The following is a 19,832-nucleotide window of genomic DNA, read 5'->3' as shown; positions in this document are numbered from 1 at the left end:
GGCGCGGTTCCTCCGGCCTACCGGGATTGGACGGCGTCCGCCTGTTCGGCCAGCGCGGTCAGCGGCACGCTTTCCGGCCGGTCAACGGTGCTCTGGATGGCCACGGTCATGCCGCTGTGGGCGGCCTTGAGGACGGATTCCATGACCTCCAGGACGTGGTTGGCCAGGGTTCCGCCGGCGCGCGGTTCCTTGCCGTGCGGGGTGGATGCAAGGTCTGCGATGCCGAATCCGCGCCCGGAATCGACATAGCCCGCGGAGGCGGGAAGGGTCTCCCAGTCCTCGGCACCGAGTGAGAACAGCTGCACGTCGCCGTCGAAGTGGTTGGGGTCCGGAACCACGAGGGATCCCTGCTCGCCGTGGATTTCGATGTTCGGTGACTTGGACTTTACGGCATCGAAGCTCATGAACAGGGTGGAGAGCGCACCGGAGGCGTGGACCAGGATCCCCGTGACGTGGGAGTCGATGCTGACGGGCACCTTTTCGCCCTGCCGGGGCCCGGATCCGATGGTCCGTTCGTTGCGGGTGTGGCTGGCGGCGCCGATCACCGACACCACCGGGCCGAGCAGCGTCACGAGGGCGGTGACGTAGTAGGGGCCCATGTCCAGGAGGGGGCCGCCGCCGGGCTGGTAGTAGAAGTCCGGGTTGGGGTGCCAGCGTTCGTGGCCCGGGGTCACCATGGTGGCCGAGGCCGAGATGGGGGCGCCGATGAGGCCGTCGTCGATGGCTTTGCGGGCGGTTTGGATTCCGGTGCCCAGCACGGTGTCAGGGGCGCAGCCGACGGTGACGCCGGCCTGGCGGGCGGCGTCCAGCACCTGGCGGGCCTCTTCGGTGGTGGCAGCGAGCGGCTTTTCGCCGTAGACGCTCTTCCCTGCCGCGATCGCCTTCAGGGCCACGTCCGCGTGTGCTGCGGGGATGGTCAGGTTCAGGACGAGGTCCACGTCGTCGGCGGCGAGCAGTTCCTCCACGGAAATGGCCCTGACGCCGTCGTAATCATCCGCGACTGCCTGGGCGCGTGCCGGATCCAGGTCCGCCACGGCCACCAGCCTGATGGGGTCGAGGCGCCGGAAGCTCGCCAGGTACTGGGTGATGATGGCTCCGCAGCCAATGATTCCTACGTTCAACGGCTTGCCCACAGCAGGCCCCTTTCGATGATGGTGCGTACGTTGCGGTCCTGGAGGATTTCCACCCGGTGGCCTGGGGTGGCCACGAAAATGCGGCCCTTGCCCCATTGCCGGGTCCAGATGGCGGGGGAAGTGACTTCCCGGTGCCAGGGGTCCCACTCGCGGACTTTCTGCGTGGTGGTGGCCAGGACGTCGATGTAGTCGTCGGACAGGACCCAGTACTGCTCCGTGACCAGATCGAAGTCCTGGATGCCCTTGGTGATGGGGTGATCGGCGGCTGCGGGCAGCATGTTGACGGTGTAGGGCACGTAGTTGTCTGATTGTTCGCCGATGCACTCGTCCGGGTGCTTGCCGGGGTGGCAGGCAAACTGGCCCCCGATGAGGTGCAGGTAGTCGGAGGTGTTGCGGTAGGAGTCGGCGATGCCGCCGTGCCAGCCGGCCAGGCCGGTGCCGTTCTCCACGGCTGCCCGCAGTCCGGCGAACTCGTCCTTTTCGATGGTGTACATGGTCATGCATTGCATGATGAGGTCCACCCCTGCCATGTAGCCGGCATCGGCGTAGACCTTGGGGGATTCCTCCACCCGGACGTCGTAGCCATTCTCTTTCAAGTAGGGGATGAAGAGCTCGGTGGCCTCGTAGGGCTGGTGTCCATCCCAGCCGCCGCGGACGACGAGGGCTGCCTTGTTTTCTGTCATGGGTCTGTTCCTTGCGTTGGGTTGCTTCAGCGGCTGGCGAAGGCGGCGTCGAAGGCGGCCGCGGGAGGGGCGATCCGGGCGAGTTCCTGCACCATGGCCAGTGCCTGCGGGGCGCCGATGAGGCGGTCCATGCCGGCATCCTCCCATTCGATGCTGGTGGGGCCGTCGTAGCCGATGGCGTTCAACGTCCGGAAGATCCGGTTCCACTGCACGTCCCCGTGCCCTGCCGTGACAAAGTCCCAGCCGCGCCGGGGGTCCGCCCAGGCCAGGTGCGAGCCGAGCCGGCCGTTGCGGCCATCCAGTTGGCGGACCGATTCCTTGACATGGACGTGGAAGATCCTGTCCGCGAAGTCCTGCAGGAACATGACGGGATCCAGGTCCTGCCAGATGAAGTGGGAGGGGTCGAAGTTCAGGCCGAAGTTTCTGCGGTGCCCGATCGCTTCCAGCGTGCGCTTGGTGGTCCAGTAGTCGTAGGCGATCTCCGATGGATGGACCTCCAGGGCGAACCGGACCTCCTGCTCGTCGAAGACGTCCAGGATGGGGTTCCAGCGGTCCGCGAAGTCCTGGTAGCCGGCGTCGATCATCGCCTGGGATGCAGGCGGGAACATGGCCACGGCTTTCCAGATGGATGAGCCGGTGAATCCCGTAACGGTCTTCACGCCAAGCCGCCTGGCGGCACGGGCTGTGTCCTTCATGGCCTCGGCGGCCCGGCGGCGTACTCCTTCGGGCTCCCCGTTGCCCCAGACCTCCGGGGACAGGATGCCCTGGTGGCGTTCGTCGATGGGGTCATCGCAGACGGCCTGGCCGGTCAGGTGGTTGGCGATGGCGAAGACCTTGAGGTTGTTCTTCTCAAGGATGTCCAGGCGCCCCTGGAGGTAGTTGTCGTCCTCCGCGGCCCGGCGGGGGTCAAGGTGGTCGCCCCAGCAGGCGATTTCCAGCCCGTCAAAGCCCCACTCGCCCGCGAGACGCGCCACTTCCTCGAAAGGCAGGTCGGCCCACTGCCCGGTGAACAGCGTGATTGGTCGTGTCATGTATCTTTCCTTGGTTGCGTTGACTGTTCGGGTGTGGCTGGTCAGACTTTTTGCCACTGGCTGGAGTTCGCGGCGCTGGCTTCGACGGCGGCGAGGACCCGCTGCACCTGCAGGGCGTCCGCGAACGAGGGTTCGGGCTGCCGGCCTTCACCGATGGCAGTGACGAGGTCCACCACCTGGTGCGTGAAGCCGTGTTCGTACCCCAGTCCGTGGCCGGTGGGCCACCAGTGCCCGACGTAGGGGTGTTCGGGTTCGGTGACGAAGATGCGCCGGAAACCGGCGTCGGGGGACTCCGCCGCGTCATAAAAGGACAGGACGTTCATGTCCTCGAAGTCGAAGGCGAGCGAGCCCTTGGTGCCGTTGACTTCCAGGCGCATGGCGTTCTTCCTGCCCAGGGCGTACCGTGTGGCCTCAAAGACGCCGATGGCACCTGCTGCAGCGCCGCCGTCGAACTTTGCACTGAAGATCGCCGCGTCATCGACGGTGACTTTTCCGCGCGGGGCATCGCTGCTGAGGTCGCCGTGGCCGCCAAGCCCCACCAGGTCGCCCGCCAACGGACGTTCGGGGACGAACGTCTCCAGCAGCGCTGACACGCCGGTGATGTTGTGGCCGGTGACCCACTGGGCGGCATCGATGCTGTGCGCGCCGATGTCGCCCAGGGAGCCGGAGCCGGACTTGCTCCTGTCCAGCCGCCAGGTCATGGGCGCGTTGGCATCCGAGAGCCAGTCCTGCAGGTACTGGGCCCGCACATGCCGGATCTCTCCCAACCTGCCCTGGTCCACGAACCGCTTGGCCAGTGCCAGGGCCGGGGTCCGGCGGTAGCTGAAGCCGCACATGGAGAAGACCCCGTGCTTGGCTGCGGTTTCGGCCGCCAGCGTCATCCGCTCGGCTTCCTCGACGGAATTGGCGAGCGGCTTTTCGCACAGCACGTGCTTGCCGGCTTCGAGGGCGGCGATGGCGATGTCGGCGTGCGTGTTGCCGGGCGTGCAGATATCGATGAGGTCGATGTCGTCGCGCTCAATCAGGCGGCGCCAGTCCGTCTCCACGGAATCCCAGCCCAGCTTGTCCGCTGCGGCCCGGACGCCGTCGGCATTCCTGCCGGCAACGGCGGCGAGCCGTGGTTGCAGCGGCAGGTCGAAGAACCGCGGTGCCGTCCGCCAGGCGTGGGAGTGGGCCGCACCCATGAAGGCGTAACCGACCATGCCGACCCGCAGGGGTTGTGCGGTGGTCATTGTGAGGGTCCTTTCTACTTGCTGAAGCCCGCGGTCAGGCCCGCCAGCAGTTGGCGGCGGCCGACCACATAGAGCACCAGGATGGGCAGGGTACTGAGCACCACGGAGGCGAGGACGGCGGGAATGTTGACGCTGAACTCGCCCTGGAAGGTCCACAGTCCCAAGGGCAGGACGCGCAGGCCGGGGCTCTGGGTGAGAACCAGCGGAAGCAGGAACCCGTTCCAGACGTGCAGGCCGTTATAGATGGCCACCGTCACGATGGCCGGGCGCGTCAGTGGCAGCGCCAGCCGCCACATGGTCTGCCACTCGCTGCAGCCGTCCAGCCGCATGGACTCGAACAACTCGTTCGGAACGTCCCGGATGAAGTTGGACAGGATCAGGACGGTCAGCGGGATGGCAAAGGCGATGGAGGGCAGCATCAGTGCCAGCAGGCTGTCGTACAGGTTGAGCCGGATGATCATCAGGTAGATGGGGATGATGGTTGCCTGCAGCGGGATGGCCAGCCCCATCAGGAACATTCCGTTGACCAGTTTGAGGAACCTGCCGCTGCCGCGGACGATGGCGAACGAGGCCATGAACGAGATCAGCACGGTGGGCACCACGGAGCCGAGCGTGACGATGGCGCTGTTCATGAAGTACGTGGCGAAATCGGCCTCGAGGACCATCTGGTAGTTCTCCAGCGTGGGCGAGGTGGGGAGGGCCAGCGGATTCTGGCCGAAGTACCCTGCCTGCGTCTTCAAGCTGGTGATCACCACGTAGTAGACCGGCAGGATGATGATGGCCAGCCAGATCCAGCCGCCCAGGCCGCCGGGAATGTTGAGCCGCCTCAACCGGGACCCGAGTCCGCGCGTGGCGGGCGCAGCGCCGTCGGACGACGTGGTCCTGGCCTGCTGGGTATTGCTTTTCAGGACGGTGCTCACCTTACATACCTTCCAATTGGCTGCCCTGCTTGTCCTTGCCGCCCAGACGCTGGAGGAAGAGGGCAAGGCCGAGGCCGATAATGACGAGAATGACGGCGATGACGCTTGCCGGGCCCATGAGGTTGGCCCGGAAGCCGCGCAGGTACATGTCCAGGGCCAGGATCCGGGTGGAGTTGCCCGGGCCGCCGCCGGTGAGGACAAAGATGAGGTCGAAATAGGTGAGTGAACCCACCACCATCAGGGTGGACGAGGTAATGATGGTGTATTTCAGCTGGGGGAGCGTGATGTGGAAGAACTGCTTCACCGTTCCCGCGCCATCAATCTGGGCGGCCTCATACAGGGACTTCGGGATCTGCCGCACGCCGCCCTGGTAGATGAGCGTGTGGAACGGCACGAACTGCCATGCGATGACGAAGATGACCAGGCCGAGGGCAAGTTGCGGCACGCCCAGCCAGTCCTGTGCCAGGAACGGCAGCCCAAGGCCGGTCGCCAGGCCGAAGTTCGGGTCCAGCAACGCCTTGAACGCGATGGCCACCGCGGCCGATGACAGCAGCAGCGGCAGGAAGTACAGCACCGCCAGGGCCGCGCGGTAGCGCTGGCTGCCGGCCGTGAAGACGCCCAGCAGCAGGCTGATGGGCGTCTGGACCAGCCAGGAGACGATCATGATCAGGAAGGTCAGCCCCAGGGCGTTGTACAGCCCGGGGTCGGCCAGCACGGAGAACCAGTTGTCCAGGCCCGCCGCCCCGATGGCACCGATTCCATCCCAGCTGGTGAAGCTGAGGATCAGCACCCCGGCCAGCGGGATGACCGCGAACACCAGGAAGAAGAACAGTGCGGGCACGGTCAGCCAGGCCAGGGCGGCCTTGCGCTGTTCGGTCTGCTTGGAATCGTTCACCCTGGCGGCTGCCCGCGGGGCGGTGGAGACGGCGTTGCTCATTTCCCGAGGGTGCCGTTCATGTTTTCGGCAAACTGCTGCGGCGTGATCGACTTCAGGAACAGCTGGTCGATGTTGTTCAGCAGCGCCTCGGCCGCGGTGGGGCTCAGCGCCTGGTCCCAGGACTGCTGGAAGTTCGGCGCGTTCTTGGCCATGCCGTAGACGAAGTTCAGGAATTCCTTGTCCTCGGACTTGTCCAGCTTGTCCTCGATGCCGTTGACAATGGGCACGGAGCCGGAATTGATGTAGGCGTCGATCACCGTGTCCGTCAGGATTCCGTCCTTGAAGAACTTCTTGGCGGATTCCTTTTCCTTGTCGCTGGCCTTGGAGGAGATGGACATGTAGGCCGCCGGGTTCCCCACCCCGTTCTTTGGATCGCCCTTCCCGCCGGCAACGGTGGGGAACGGGACGAAGCCCAGCTTGCCGCTCTGGACGAAGTTCTGGCCTGCCTTCTTCATGGCGCCGTAGGTCCAGGATCCGTGCAGCATCATGGCTGCCTTGCCGGAGAACAGCAGAGCCTGGTCCGCCTGTGAGTCGGCGGTGATGGAGGAGAAGCCCTTGATGAACCCCTCGGCCGAGACGAGTTCCTGGATCTTGGTTCCGGTCTCGATCACGGCCGGGTCCATCCACGCGTTTGGCTTGCCTTCGAAGATTGCCTTGAACACCTCCGGGCCGCCGATCCGGTCCAGCAGGTACTCGAGCCACATCATCGAGGTCCAGCGCGACTGGCCGCCCAGGGAGAAGGGCGCCACGCCCATGTCATTGAAGGTCTTGACCAGCGACATGATGTCATCCCAGGTCTTGGGCGGCTGGACGCCGGCTTTCTGGAAAAGCTCCTTGTTGTAGAACAGGACGATCGGGGCCACGTACTGGTTGGGCAGGGCATAGATTTTGCCGTTGACAGTGGCGGCGCCAAAGACGGACGGGAAGAACTTCTTCTTCAGATCCGGGTTTTGCTCGAACCAGCCGGTCAGGTCCTCAACCTGGTTGGCCTCGGCGTAGGTCTTCAGCCCGCCGCCGCCCCAGCCATAGATGATGGTGGGCGCCTGGTTGGCGCCGATAGCGGTCTTGATCTTGGTTTTGTAGGCGTCGTTCTGGAAATAGGTGACAGAGATCTTGTCCGCGGAGTTGGCCGAGTTGAAGGCATCCACCGCCTTCTGCATGGTGGTCTGGTTCGGTTCGCCGGACAGGTACCACATGCTGGCACCCCCGCCGCCGCTGGAGGCGCCCGGACCTGACGTTCCGCACGCAGTGGTTGCGGCAACGGCAAAGGGAGTGAGGGCAGCGAGGGCGAGGAAAGAGCGGCGGGAGGTCTGGGGTTGCTTCATTGCTTCTCCATTGTGAAATTTGCTGTCAGGTGCGGGCTGTAGGGCCGCCATGTGTTCGAAACATTTCGAGCAAGTGATTTAAGTCACGGTCTAAACTAAAACTGCAAAAATGCGCCCCGTCAAGGGATGATGGGCGGAATTTTTCCGCCGGAACTCCGTTTTCTTCCGCTTCCTTGACCCCACGCATGCCGCATCGGCACAATAAGGGCAGTCATCATCTTCGAAAGATTGCGAACCCATGAGTCTCAAATCGCCGGAGCGCGCCAAACCGACGCTTGCCACCATCGCCAGGCAGGCAGGGGTCTCGGCGCCCACCGTTTCCAAGGTGGTGAACGGCAGGGATGATGTGGCTCCCGAAACCAGGGCGCGGATCCTCGCCGCGCTGGAGCAGGCCGGGTACCAGTCACCCATGCAGCGCCGGGCGGCGGCGGACAGTGGAGCTGTCATCGAAGTCGTCATCGATGTGCTGGACTCCGCCTACACCATCCAGGTCCTGAACGGCATCCTGCAGTTTGCCGCCGCTGCCGACGTGGAAGTCCTGGTAAGCGTGACGGGGCAGGCAGCTCCGGGGCGGCATGCCCCTGAACGCCGGGCCCAACGAATGCTGGAAGAAGGCAGGGCGGGAATGATCGTGGTCACCTCCGCCTTCAGCGAGGATCAGCTGCACGCCTTCCGCCGCCGCCAGATCCCCGTCGTCGTCATTGACCCCCTCAACCCGCCGTCGGCTGACGTTGTCAGCGTCGGGGCAACCAACTGGGCGGGCGGCAAGGCGGCCACGGAGCATCTCCTGGGGCTGGGTCACCGCCGGATCGCCTACATCGGCGGCATCGAAGGCTCCGAATGCAACCAGGCCCGGCTCCACGGGTACATGGCCGCCCTGATGGCTGCCGGCGTACCGGTGGACCCGAAGTACATCGTCACCGGCGGCCGTTTCCGGACTGAGAGCGGGGTGGCCGGGCTACGGGCCGTGTTGGAGCTGGACCCGCGGCCCACAGCCATTTTTGCCGCGAGCGACACCATTGCCCTGGGCGTGCTCAGCGAAGCGCGGCGCCACGGGATCAGGATCCCGGAGGACATCAGCCTCATCGGGTTCGACGGCACCAACCAGGGTGAGCAGTCGGTTCCGTCGTTGAGCTCAGTGGCGCAGCCGCTCGAGGAAATGGGCCGTGCGGCCCTGCGCTCACTCCTGCGCCAGGTACGCGGTGAGGTCTTGGATTCCCACCGGGTGGAGCTTGCAACGCAGCTGATCGTCCGGGAGTCCACCGCGCCGCCGGCCGCCTGAACGCGCTGGCGGCGCCTTCCTGCAGCAGCAACGAAAAGGAACCTGACGGATGAAAATCACCAGCCTCGACACCGTGGTGGTGGACTTTTACCGCACCAACCTGATCTTCATCCGGTTGGGTACGGATGAAGGGCTTACCGGCGTCGCCGAGGCCACCCTCGAGGGCCAGGAACAGGCGGTGCAGGGGGCCGTGGCCGTCCTTGCCGATGCTGTGCTGGGCAAGGACCCCACCCGAATCAGCCGGACCATCTACGAACTCAACCGCGATGCCTACTGGCGCGGCGGCCCGGTGTCGCTGACCGCCCTCAGCGCCCTGGAGATGGCCATGTGGGATGTTTCCGCGCGCGCCTTGGGGGTGCCGGTGCACCGGATGCTGGGCGGCCAGGTCCGGGACCGGGTCCGGGCATACGCCAACGGCTGGTTTTCCGGCGCCTCGTCGCCCGAGGACTTCGCGGCCGCTGCTGTCCGCACGGTTGCCCAGGGTTTCCGCGGCTTGAAATGGGACCCATTCGAGGCCGCGGACCTCTCGCTGGGACCCGGGGACCTGCGGCGGATGCTGGAGCCGGTCGCCGCGGTCCGCGAGGCCGTGGGGGAGGACGTCGAGCTGTTCATCGAAGGCCACGGCCGCTTTGATGTTCCCACGGCCATCCAGGTGGCCCGGGGGCTCGAGCCGTTCAATCCTGTGTTTTTCGAGGAACCATGCCCGCCGGACAGCATCGAGGCGCTCATTGAGGTGCGGAGCAAATCTCCGGTGCCCGTCGCCGCCGGAGAGCGCTGGATGGGACGGAACACATTTATTCCGGCCCTGGCCCGCAAAGCGGTGGACTAATCCAACCTGACGTCACCCATGCCGGCGGACTGCTGGAGTTGTCGTTCATTTCCACACTCGCCGCGGCCCATTACGTACCGTTCGCGCCGCACAACCCCAGTGGACCGCTCAGCACCGCGGCAACCCTGCAGCTGGCCGCTGCACTGCCAAACTTCCGGTATCTCGAAATCATGGCAACAGACGTGCCCTGGCGCAGTGATATCTCGGATGAGCGCCTCCAGCTGACGGCGGAGGGCGACGTGCTGGTGCCGGACGGGGTGGGCCTGGGCGTCGAGCTGGATTTCGATGCCATCGCCGAACACCCCTACACGCCGCACCCCATGCGGATCTTCAGCGACGCGGTGGCTGACATCCGGCCGCCGGATGCGCGTTCCTACTTCAACCTCGAAAGGACCGTGGCCGCCGCCGGCCGAGCCGATCGAACGGCATAGGACTCCTTTACGGCGCCTGCCCGCCGGCCGCGCCGCACCAGGGCCCTGAAGCTAGTGTGCTGCTGACTTCTTCAGTTCCTGCAGGATTTCCAGCTGGATGCGGTTGATGGAAATCAGGAGTTCAATCTCTTCTTTGGCCTCGGTGTTCGTGTCGTAGTCGTGTTGGGCCATGGCGGCGGCGATTGCGTCCTGTCGTTTTGCGGCGATGAGCAGAATTGCGCCCTGGAGACCCGCCAGCATGGAAAGCAGGAGGTTCAGGAGGATGTAGGGGTATGGGTCCCATGCGTTCGAGGCCGCGCCCAGGTGTTGATGGCGGCCCAAACGAGCATGAAGCCGATGAAGCCCGAAACGAAAGGCCAGCTCCCCATTCCGTTGCGCATGATGTCCGCAGCGCGTTGTCCCCTGCTTAGGTAGACCCGGGCAGGGAGTGGTGCAGCCCGGGGCTGATCTTAAGAGGGGGCAGCCAGGACCGAATAACCCCCGTGATGCCTTCAGTTCAGCCGGGAGGCAAGCTGCACCGGCGCGGGGCTTTCACCCGCGCGGCACGGCCCCACCGAGCCGCGCCGCACCAGGGTGGCCGTGAACTGTGCCGGCGGCCCCGGTGGCCGTCCCTCCATCTGGCGGATCAGGGCCTTCGCGGCGGCAACGCCCATGTTGTAGACGGGCTGGGCGATGACGGTCAACGGCGGGGTGGTGAGCCGTGTCCAGGCAAAGTCGTCGTACATCAGGAATGAGACGTCTGCCGGAATGGACAGTCCCAGTTCCTGGATGGCCTCCACTACGCTGAGCGCGATCAGGCCGTCCGACGCCACCACGGCGGTGGCGGCGTCCGGCCCCCGGAGCACCTCCCGGGTGATGCTACGGATGGAGTCCTCGTCGCCGGCGTTCAAGCGGACCAGGTCCTCGGGAAACGGCAGCCCGGCCCCGGTGAAGGCCTCCCGCATGCCGGCGATGCGGTCTGCGATCTGGGAGGACTCCAGCGTCATCCCGGGCGTGTACGGGGCATCCGTGCGCAGGGTGGAAATGAACGCTATCCGGCGGTGTCCGGCGTCCAGCAGGTACTGCGTGGCCTCCCGCGAGATCCGTGCCATGTCCACGGCCATGGTCTCCACCGGCAGGTCGCCTGCGGTGCGGTCGATGAAGACCAGGGGGCGTCCGGACCGGTGCACTTCCTGCAGGTGCCCGGTGTCCACTGATGACGCCGGAGCCACGATCAGCCCGTCCACCCGCTTGTCCAGCAGGACGCGGACGGCATCCACCTCCGCCGCGCGGTCCTCGTCAGTGTTGACCAGGATGACGTTGTAGCCGGCCTTCTTTGCGGTGTCCGTGATTCCCCGGGTGGCGAGGCCGAAGTGCGGGTTTTCGATATCTCCCACCACCACGCCGATGGTGTGGGACTTGCCCGTGTTCATGCTCCGCGCAAGCTCGTTCGGACGGTAGGAAAGCGCCTCCGCGGCGGCCAGGACGCGCTCCCGGACTTCGTCGCTGACGGCGCCGTAATTGCCCAGCGCGCGTGCGGCCTGGGCCTTGGAGACCTGGGCGGCCTTTGCGACGTCGGCAACGGTTACGTCCCGCCGTCGTGCTCCTTCAGCGCTCATCTTCACCTTTCAGCCGGGTGTTGACGTCACCTGTGACGTCCGCTACATTTCTATCCATCGATGTGAGTCCGGTCTCAATCCTAGGGTGTGAGACCGGACTCAACAAGAACATCGGCGACTTTTATCGGCGGCCCTGACAGCACCGCCTCCCCACCAAACGATTGGACAACGCTGTGAAGAAGAAGAATTTCCGCCCGGCCGGTATTGCCGCGGCAGCACTTGCTGCGGTCCTGGCCCTCTCCGGCTGCAGTTCCACCTCCGCTGCCTCCACCACGGAGAACAACCCGTACGGCCTGATCCAGCCCGGCACCATCCGGGTGGCCAGCCTGGGCGACTCCAAGCCGTACACGTTTGCCGACGCCTCCGGTAACTTCACCGGCTTCGACGTCGAACTGTTCAAGGATGTGGCCCACCGGGCCGGTGTGGACAACGTCGTCTTCACCGGACAGGACTTCTCCGGCCTGCTGGCCGCAGTCGCCAACGGCCAGTTCGACGCCGGCGTTGCCGCCATCGGCATCACGGACAAGCGCAAGGAAACCGTCGATTTCTCGGACGGCTACCTGGCCGGCTACCTGACGGTGATCACCACCAAGGCCTCCGGGATCACCGGCGTGGACGGCCTCGCCGGCAAGCGCCTGGGCGTCGTCCAGGGAACGCTCCAGGAGGCCTACGCGGTGAAGAACTTCACCTCGGCCAACCTGGTCCGCTTCCCGGACAACAACACCGCCATCGCCGCGGTGAACAGCGGAACCGTTGACGCCCACTTCCTCGACTACGAGGCAGCAAAGGCCTACGAAGAGCAGCACGGGCTGGTCAGCGCCGCTGACATCCCGTCCTTCGACGCCCCCGCCGGCTTCGCCGTGGCCAAGGGCAAGACCGCGTTCAAGGAAGCCCTGAACAAGGGCCTGGCGGCGGCCATGGAGGACGGCACCTGGAAGAAGCTCTACCAGAAGTGGTTCCCCGGCTCGCCGATGCCTGAGCAGTACCTGCCCAAGGCCGAGCAGACGGCGTCACCCGCCCCGAGCAAGTAAGCGCAGCAGGCAGGCAGCCTGACATCAGGCCTTTGGCCCCTGGCCGGGCGGTCCGCCGCAAGCGGCCCGCCCGGCACCTCCACACAACCTACGTCTGAGAGCAACCATGGACTGGCTCAACACCATCATCCGTACTTTCTTCGACTTCCGCGCTATGGCTGAAGTCATGCCCCAACTCCTGGCGGTCGGCCTGCTGAACACGCTGATCATTTCCATCGCCGCCACCGTCCTTGGCACGGTGCTGGGCATGGTGGTGGCCGTTATGGGCATCTCACCGTCCAAGTGGCTGCGGGTTCCAGCCCGGATCTACACCGACCTCTTCCGCGGCCTGCCCGCCATCCTCACCATCCTCCTGATCGGCCAGGGCTTTGCCCGGCTCAGCCAGTCGGTCTTCGGCCCCTCGCCCTACCCGCTGGGCATCATCGCGCTGAGCCTGATCGCCAGCGCCTACATCGGGGAAATCTTCCGCGCCGGCATCCTCAGCGTGGACAAGGGCCAGGGCGAGGCCTGCCGCGCCCTGGGCATGAGCTACGCCAAGTCCATGGCCCTGGTGGTGGTGCCCCAGGGCGTCCGCCGGGTCCTGCCGGCCCTGGTGAACCAGTTCATCGCCATCGTCAAGGACTCCTCCCTGGTCTACTTCCTGGGCCTGCTGGTCACCGAACGCGAACTCTTCCGCGTGGGCCAGGACGCCGCCGTGCTGTCCGGCAACCTCTCACCGCTGGTGGCAGCCGGCCTCTTCTACCTGGTGATCACCGTCCCGCTGACGCACCTGGTCAACCACTTCGACAACAAGTTCCGCACCGGCCGCCGCCGCCCCGCACCGCCCACCAGCGGGCTGAAGGAAGTCACGGAACTCGACGCGGCCTCGCCCCTCACCACCGGGAGCAACACATGAAAACCCCAACCCCCACCACCACCGCGGCGCCCGACGTCCAGGCCTTCCACGGCTCAAGCCTGGAACTGCGCAACCTGACCATGGCCTACGGCGACATCGAGGTGCTGCGCAACGTCAGCCTCACGGTCGCCCCTGGAACCACCACCTGCATCATTGGCCCCTCGGGATCGGGCAAGTCCACCCTGCTGCGCGGCATCAACCGGCTGCACGAACCCAAAAGCGGTGACGTGCTGCTCGCCGGCGAAAGCGCGCTCACCGTCAACCCGGATACCCTGCGCACCCGCATCGGCATGGTCTTCCAGCACTTCAACCTCTTCCCGGACCACACCGCGGAAGAGAACGTTGCCCTGGCCCTCTGGAGCGTCAAGGGCATGCCGAAGGCCCAGGCCATGGAACGCGCCCGGCGCCGGCTCGCCGAGGTGGGCCTGGCCGAACGCGCCGACCACCGGCCACGCGACCTCTCCGGCGGCCAGCAGCAGCGCGTCGCCATCGCCCGTGCCCTGGCCATGGAACCCGAAGTCATGCTCTTCGACGAAGCCACCAGCGCCCTGGACCCCGAACTGGTCAAAGGTGTCCTGAACCTGATGGCGGGCCTGGGCCGCCGCGGCATGACCATGCTGGTGGTCACCCACGAAATGGGCTTCGCCCGCAAAGTCGCAGACCAGGTGGTCTTCATGGACGAAGGCGAAGTCGTGGAAGCAGGAACACCCGCCCAGCTCTTCGACAACCCCCGCAGCGAACGCCTCCAGCGCTTCCTCTCCGAGGTGCTCTGATGGCGGTGGCTGCAGCGGCACCCATCCGGACCGCCGTCGTCGGCTTTGGCATCTCCGGCAAGGTGTTCCACGCACCGCTGATCGCCGCCAACCCGGACTTCTCCCTCGATGCCATCGTCACCTCCCACCCGGGGCGGGCGGCCGAGGCGGCACGCCTCTACCCGCAGGCCCGGATCGTGGCGACGCCGGAGGAACTCTTCGCCGTCGCCGCGGACCTCGACCTGGTCATCCTCGGCACCCCGCCGCACACCCATTACGGGCTGGCGGCAACAGCCATCGCCCACGGGCTGAATGTGGTGGTGGACAAGCCGTTCGTCCCCACATCCGCCCTGGGCGGGGAGCTGATCAGCAGGGCGGCCGACGGCGGCGTGCAGCTTACGGTGTTCCAGAACCGCCGGTGGGACGCCGACTTCCTCACCCTGCGGAAGGTGCTGGCGTCCGGAGCACTTGGCGAGGTCGCCAGCTTTGAGTCGCGGTTTGAATGGTGGCGTCCGGAAGGCTTCGGGAATTGGCGGGACACGGTGTCCCTCGCCGAAGGCGGCGGCATCCTGCACGACCTCGGCGCGCACCTGATCGACCAGGCCATCGAGCTGTTCGGCCCGGTTGAACGGAGCTACGGCGAGACGGCCAACCGCGGGCCGCACCCGGACGCAGCGGACACGGAGGCCTTTGTATCCCTGCTGCACGCATCCGGCGTCCGGACACGGCTCTGGATGAACGGCATGGCCGCCCAGGCCGGTGCCCGCTTCCATGTCCTGGGCTCCCGCGCGGGCTATACCAAGTGGGGCCTGGACGGCCAGGAACCTGCCCTCGCAGCAGGGGTGGTCCCGTCGGATCCGGCCTACGGACTGGAGCCCCAGGAACATTGGGGGCTCCTGGGGACCGACGGGGCCGCCGAACCCGTCGCCCCCGAACGTGGCGGCTACCCGCAGTTCTATGTGCAGCTGGCCGCAGCCTTGCGCGGCCAGGGGCCAGTGCCCGTGGATCCGGCCGGACCGCTCGAAGTCCTGAAGGTCATCGAGGGCATCCACGCCCTGGCCTGACGTACCCCCTCCCTTCCGCGGGGCGCCGTCCGCGTCCTTCACCATCACGATTTCCCACAGAAAGGGACACCAATGTCCTCTGCAGCATCCACCAAGCGCGTCGCCGTCATCGGGGGCGGCATCCTGGGCGTCTCCACCGCCGTGCACCTGCTCCGCGAGGGAGCATCCGTCATCCTGCTGACCGAACGCGGCCTGGCCAGCGAAGCCAGCGGCCGCTCGCTGTCCTGGCTCAACTCCGCCGGTGAACGGTCCACCCCCTACCACCAGCTGCGGGTGGCCGGCGTGGACCGCTACCGCACCCTGTTCGCCGCGGACCCCAGCCGGGAATGGCTGCAGTTCGGCGGCGGACTGATGTGGAACGCCGGGGGGGAGCGCGCGGCCACCGAAGCCCGCCACGCCTACGAAAAGTCCATCGGCTACGACTCCAAGCTCGTTGCCCCGGAGGAGATCGCCTCCTTGACCCCCGGGATCGACGCCGGCGCCGTCCCCGAAAACGCCATCTTCAACCCCGGCGAAGGCTGGGTCAGCCTGCCGGACCTGATCGACTTCCTGATGGAGGAGTTCCACTCCCGCGGCGGCGAACTGGTCCTGAACGCGGGCAAGGCCTCCGTCATGGTGGAGGGTGGCCGTACCACGGGCGTGGAGACAGCGTCCGGCGGGACCTACCCGGCCGACGCCGTGCTGGTGGCCTGCGGCGCAGCGACGCCCGCCGTCGTCGCTCCTCTTGGTGTGCAGATTCCCAACGGTTCGCCGGTGTCCATGCTGGTGGTGACCAAGCAGGTCCAGCACCAGGTTGCCGCCGTGATGAACACGCCGCGCGCAGCCCTGCGGCCCAACCCGGGCGGCACGTTCGCCCTGGACCACGACTGGTATGAGGAGCACATCACCGAGCACGCCGATGGTTCATTCACCATCCCCGACGAGGTGGTCCAGGAACTGGCCGACGAAGCCTCCAAGCTCGTGGCGGGCAACCCCGAACTCAAGCCCGCCTCCTGGAAGATGGGCTACAAGCCGATCCCGGGCGACGGCGAACCGGTCCTGGGCGAACTGGGCCAGGTTCCCGGCTGCTTCGTGGCGTTCACCCACTCCGGGGCCACCCTGGGCCTCATCGCCGGTGAACTGCTGGCCGGCGAGATCCTGACCGGAAAGAAGCACCCCATGCTGGCCACCTTCCGGCCGGGACGCTTCTCCTAGTTCTCCGGCAGAGGGGCGGCGTCGTACCTTCCGGCCCGCCCCTTGGGTCCGGCCGGCTCAGGACCCCAGATGGCCTGTCAGGCGGCGGTGGAAGCCGGTACTGCGCTCATCGAGTCCCACAATGGCAACGGTGGCGCCGTGGTCCGCGTACTTGGTTTCGATCGAGTCCAGGGCGGCCACGGTGGAGGCGTCCCAGATCTGCGCGCGGCTGAGGTCGATGGTCACCGAGCCGGGATCGTCGGCGTAAGCGAAATGTTCCACCAGGTCGTTGCTGCTGCCGAAAAACAGCGGCCCCACCACCTCGTAGCGGACGCTGCCGCCGTCGCCGGCCAGGCTTCGCTCCACACTGATGACGTGGGCGACGCGGCGGGCGAACAGCACCATGGCGAGGATGACGCCCGCCAGGACGCCATAGGCCAGGTTGCCCGTGAGCACCACGACGGCGACCGTGACGCCCATGACCAGCGTCTCCGGGATGGGCATCCGCTTCAAAGTGGACGGTTTGACGCTGTGCCAGTCCACGGTGGTGACCGCGACGACCATCATGACGGCGGCCAGGGCCACCATGGGGATCTGTCCCATGATGGAGCTCAGCCCGGTCACCAGGGCCAGCAGGAACAGTCCGGCCACGAACGTCGAAATCCGGGTGCGGGCCTGGCCGGTCTTCACATTGAGGACGGTCTGGCCGATCATGGCGCAGCCTGCGATGCCGCCGTAGAAACCCGCGAGGATGTTCGACACGCCAAGGGCCCAGGACTCGCGCCCCTTGTGCGAGGGCGTGTCCGTGATGTCATCGACCAGTTTGGCGGTCAGCAGGGTCTCCATGAGGCCCACGAACGCCACGCTCAGCGCCGTGGGCAGGACCAGCCGGAACGTCTCCAGGGTGAACGGAAAGAGGAACGGCGTGATCCCGGGCATGGCGCCGGTGAGGGGCCCTTCGTCTGAGACGCTGGGTACGGTGAGGCCGGCGAGAATGACGATCGCGGTGACCACGACGATGGCCACCAGCGGTGACGGGACTGCTTTGGTGAAGCGCGGAAGGATAAAGATGATGGCGAACGTCAGGGCGAACAGGACGTAGGCCAGCCATGGAACGTTGATGACATGGGGAACCTGCGCCATGAAGATCAGCACGCCCAGGGCATTGACGAACCCGATCATCACGGACCGCGGAATGAACCGCATCAGCCGGGCAAGGCCGGCCAGGCCAAAGACCACCTGGATCACGCCGGCAAGGAGCACGGCCGGCAGGACGTACTGGGTGCCGTGTTCGTGCACCAGTGGGGCGATCACCAGGGCCACGGATCCGGCTGCGGCCGTGACGACGCCGGGCCGTCCGCCGAGGACCGACATGGCCAGGGCCAGCACGATGGAGGCAACGAGGCTCACCATGGGATCCACGCCGGCCACGATCGAGAACGAAATGACTTCCGGGACCAGGGCCAGGGTGGTCACCATCCCGGCCAGGACCTCGCGGGTCAGCTGCCGCGGGGAACGCAGCGCCGTGAGGACGGTGATCGGTTGCCGGATGGGGCGGGTGCGGTCGGCGACGGCCAAGGAGCGGCTCCAGGGAGTTGGCTCTGCGGAAAGAGCGGGTGGGCAACGTTTTGCGCGCCACGCTGCGCACGGGTCCGGCACTGCCGTGGAAGGCGAACTGCCGTGGAAGACAATGGGATGGAAAGGGAATGGGCCGATGATCCGGCTGCCTTTCCAACGCTACCTTAGCTGTGTTGCCAAACTGTGGCGTTGCCGGGCAGCCGGGCCAGGGGCGGCCGTAAGCACGGCTGATAAAATGACGGGGTTGCAGGGCGGCCTTTTGAAGCTGGGGCGAGCAGTGCCGTAACAAGCTAGGGGACCAATATTCATGACGGCAGGCGGGTCACACCTCAGGACGTCGGAAAGCCGGCCGGGCGCTCCGGCTGACGCCTCCGCGCCCGCCAGGGGCCGTGCCTACGTGGCGACCCTCGAAGGTTTCGTCGGCGCCCTCATGATGTTTGTCGGCTCCATCGGTACTGGCTGGATCGCCAACGGATCGCCCATGATCCGGCAGCCCGTGGTGATCGCGCTCCGTACCGAAGGCTGGGGCGTGGCCGTTTCGACGGTCCTGCTGACCGCCGGCGCCATGCTCCTGATGCGTTCCTGGCTGCGCCTGGGCCAGCGGCTGGGGGACTGGGGCCAGTCGGCGCTGCGGTCCGTGGTGCTGGCCATCTCCGCCTGGTCGCTGCCGCTGATGTTCTGTGTCCCGGTCTTTTCCCGTGACGTCTACGCCTACACCGGCCAGGGCAGGCTGGTGATGGAGGGCCAGAACCCGTACGAGGTGGGCATTTCCACCCTCAACAACTGGTTTGCCCTGGGCGCCGATCCCGCGTGGGCGGAAAACCGGACACCCTACGGGCCGTACTTCCTGTGGCTGGCGCGCGCCGTCGTGGGGCTGACCGGTGCCCAGCCCGATGCCTCGGTCCTGCTCTTCCGCCTCCTGGCGGGCATCGGCGTGCTGCTCTGCGTCATCTATGTTCCCAAGCTCGCCGAACTGCACGGCATCAACGGTGCGCGGGCACTCTGGGTCTCCGTGGCCAACCCGCTGTTCCTTATCAGCTTCATTGCCAGCGCCCACAACGACGCCCTCATGGTGGGCCTCGCCGTCGCCGGCGTCTACTTCGCGGCCACCCGCAGGTACCTGGCGGGCATCCTCCTGGTCACCGCCTCCATCGGCATCAAGCCCATCACGGTCCTCCTGCTGCCCTTCATTGGGGTCATGTGGGCGGGCCCATCAGCCTCGTGGCCGCGGAAGTTCCTGATGTGGGGAGCGACGGCGGGCATCAGCTTCGGCGTGCTGGCCCTCAGCGGCGTCCCCTACAACCTGGGCATCGGCTGGACCTGGGCCATCATGGACCCCACCCCGGGCTACACCGGTTATTCGCCGTCCGGCTTCATTGGCCAGCAGGTGGAGATGCTGGCCAACGCGCTGGGGCTGCCCGGCGGAACCCTGGCCACCTGGCTGCGGACCGGCATGAAGTGGGCGGCGATCGCCCTGGTCCTGCTGCTGATGTTCCGCGGCGACTACTCGCGGGCCGTGCGCCGGATGGCCCTGGCGTTCACCGCCGTCGTGATGCTTTCACCCATCATCCAGCCCTGGTACATCCTGTGGTTCCTGCCGTTCCTTGCCGTCACCGGCATCCGGGACGACTGGCAGATCCGCTCGCTCTACGTGGGCGTGACGTTCTTCGTGGTGTTCGGGGCCCAGGACCAGCTCTCCGTCTGGTCCTTCGTCGAACTGCCCATCGACGCGTCGTCGCTGGCGTTCTTCACGGCCCTGGCGTTCACGTTCTACCTGCTGGTCCTGGACGTGCACACCCGCAAACTGCTGATCGAAGGCAAGCCGCTGGACCTGGCCCGCAGCGGCTGGCAGTGGGCCATGGAGCGGCGGGCGGCGCGGCGTTCTGCCGCCGCCCAGGCCGCCGTCGACCGGACTGAAAGCCGCTGACCCTGGCCTGC

At 66.4% G+C, this 19,832-nt stretch carries 16 protein-coding genes and 2 pseudogenes; 8 read left to right on the top strand and 10 right to left on the bottom strand.

Annotated elements, in window-relative coordinates; translation table 11 throughout:
* Positions 1–17 precede the first annotated feature (17 nt).
* Genes RM50_RS14420 through RM50_RS14390 form a run of 7 tightly spaced genes read right to left on the bottom strand, consistent with a single transcriptional unit; the run spans position 18 to position 7,261 of the window.
* Positions 18–1,133, bottom strand: a complete 1,116-nt coding sequence (locus RM50_RS14420) for a Gfo/Idh/MocA family protein (protein ID WP_043453981.1) — start codon at positions 1,131–1,133, stop codon at positions 18–20.
* Positions 1,118–1,816, bottom strand: coding sequence for a ThuA domain-containing protein (locus tag RM50_RS14415; protein ID WP_043453978.1), 699 nt, complete (start codon positions 1,814–1,816; stop codon positions 1,118–1,120). The genes RM50_RS14420 and RM50_RS14415 overlap by 16 nt, the downstream gene beginning before the upstream one ends.
* 26 nt (positions 1,817–1,842) lie before the next feature.
* Positions 1,843–2,847 carry a sugar phosphate isomerase/epimerase family protein gene (locus RM50_RS14410; RefSeq protein ID WP_043453975.1) on the bottom strand — a complete coding sequence of 335 codons (1,005 nt, stop codon included), beginning with the start codon at positions 2,845–2,847 and terminating at the stop codon, positions 1,843–1,845.
* 41 nt (positions 2,848–2,888) lie between these two features.
* Positions 2,889–4,079, bottom strand: a complete 1,191-nt coding sequence (locus tag RM50_RS14405; protein ID WP_043453972.1) for a Gfo/Idh/MocA family protein — start codon at positions 4,077–4,079, stop codon at positions 2,889–2,891.
* A 14-nt stretch (positions 4,080–4,093) separates the two neighbouring features.
* Positions 4,094–4,999: a carbohydrate ABC transporter permease gene (locus RM50_RS14400; protein ID WP_043453969.1), complete on the bottom strand. Its 906-nt coding sequence runs from the start codon at positions 4,997–4,999 to the stop codon at positions 4,094–4,096.
* Between the two features lies 1 nt (position 5,000).
* Complete coding sequence (locus RM50_RS14395; protein ID WP_043453965.1) at positions 5,001–5,936, bottom strand: carbohydrate ABC transporter permease; 936 nt, start codon at positions 5,934–5,936, stop codon at positions 5,001–5,003.
* On the bottom strand, positions 5,933–7,261 hold the full coding sequence (locus RM50_RS14390) for an extracellular solute-binding protein (protein WP_043453962.1): 1,329 nt from the start codon (positions 7,259–7,261) through the stop codon (positions 5,933–5,935). Before RM50_RS14390 ends, RM50_RS14395 begins: the two co-directional genes overlap by 4 nt.
* A gap of 238 nt (positions 7,262–7,499) precedes the next feature.
* Between RM50_RS14390 and RM50_RS14385 the strand changes: the two genes are divergently transcribed.
* Both RM50_RS14385 and RM50_RS14380 read left to right on the top strand, forming a co-directional pair.
* On the top strand, positions 7,500–8,543 hold the full coding sequence (locus RM50_RS14385; protein ID WP_043453960.1) for a LacI family DNA-binding transcriptional regulator: 1,044 nt from the start codon (positions 7,500–7,502) through the stop codon (positions 8,541–8,543).
* A gap of 49 nt (positions 8,544–8,592) precedes the next feature.
* Positions 8,593–9,803, top strand: a pseudogene (locus RM50_RS14380) (mandelate racemase/muconate lactonizing enzyme family protein).
* Between the two features lie 51 nt (positions 9,804–9,854).
* Here RM50_RS14380 and RM50_RS14375 read toward each other — a convergent pair.
* Positions 9,855–10,171, bottom strand: a pseudogene (locus tag RM50_RS14375) (DUF1003 domain-containing protein).
* Between the two features lie 123 nt (positions 10,172–10,294).
* Positions 10,295–11,401 carry a LacI family DNA-binding transcriptional regulator gene (locus RM50_RS14370; RefSeq protein WP_043453957.1) on the bottom strand — a complete coding sequence of 369 codons (1,107 nt, stop codon included), beginning with the start codon at positions 11,399–11,401 and terminating at the stop codon, positions 10,295–10,297.
* 173 nt (positions 11,402–11,574) lie between these two features.
* Between RM50_RS14370 and RM50_RS14365 the strand changes: the two genes are divergently transcribed.
* The 5 genes from RM50_RS14365 to RM50_RS14345 all read left to right on the top strand — a co-directional run bounded on the left by RM50_RS14365 (position 11,575) and on the right by RM50_RS14345 (position 16,337).
* Entirely contained in the window at positions 11,575–12,432 is an 858-nt protein-coding gene (locus RM50_RS14365; protein ID WP_043453954.1) for an ABC transporter substrate-binding protein, read from the top strand.
* 106 nt (positions 12,433–12,538) lie between these two features.
* Positions 12,539–13,327, top strand: coding sequence for an amino acid ABC transporter permease (locus tag RM50_RS14360; RefSeq protein ID WP_043453951.1), 789 nt, complete (start codon positions 12,539–12,541; stop codon positions 13,325–13,327).
* Positions 13,324–14,100 carry an amino acid ABC transporter ATP-binding protein gene (locus RM50_RS14355; protein WP_043453948.1) on the top strand — a complete coding sequence of 259 codons (777 nt, stop codon included), beginning with the start codon at positions 13,324–13,326 and terminating at the stop codon, positions 14,098–14,100. The genes RM50_RS14360 and RM50_RS14355 overlap by 4 nt, the downstream gene beginning before the upstream one ends.
* On the top strand, positions 14,100–15,143 hold the full coding sequence (locus RM50_RS14350) for a Gfo/Idh/MocA family protein (RefSeq protein WP_043453946.1): 1,044 nt from the start codon (positions 14,100–14,102) through the stop codon (positions 15,141–15,143). Before RM50_RS14355 ends, RM50_RS14350 begins: the two co-directional genes overlap by 1 nt.
* Before the next feature lie 72 nt (positions 15,144–15,215).
* Positions 15,216–16,337, top strand: a complete 1,122-nt coding sequence (locus tag RM50_RS14345; RefSeq protein ID WP_043453943.1) for an NAD(P)/FAD-dependent oxidoreductase — start codon at positions 15,216–15,218, stop codon at positions 16,335–16,337.
* Positions 16,338–16,394: 57 nt separating this feature from the next.
* Here the strand turns inward: RM50_RS14345 and RM50_RS14340 are convergent, their stop codons facing one another.
* Entirely contained in the window at positions 16,395–17,894 is a 1,500-nt protein-coding gene (locus RM50_RS14340; protein ID WP_052260249.1) for a SulP family inorganic anion transporter, read from the bottom strand.
* A 307-nt stretch (positions 17,895–18,201) separates the two neighbouring features.
* Between RM50_RS14340 and mptB the strand changes: the two genes are divergently transcribed.
* Entirely contained in the window at positions 18,202–19,821 is a 1,620-nt protein-coding gene (gene mptB / locus RM50_RS14335) for a polyprenol phosphomannose-dependent alpha 1,6 mannosyltransferase MptB (protein ID WP_043453940.1), read from the top strand.
* Positions 19,822–19,832: the final 11 nt, after the last annotated feature.

This window comes from Pseudarthrobacter phenanthrenivorans, from assembly GCF_000813845.1.
GTDB classification, from domain to species: Bacteria; Actinomycetota; Actinomycetes; order Actinomycetales; family Micrococcaceae; genus Arthrobacter; species Arthrobacter phenanthrenivorans_B.
This window is presented reverse-complemented; position numbering and strand designations above follow the sequence as displayed.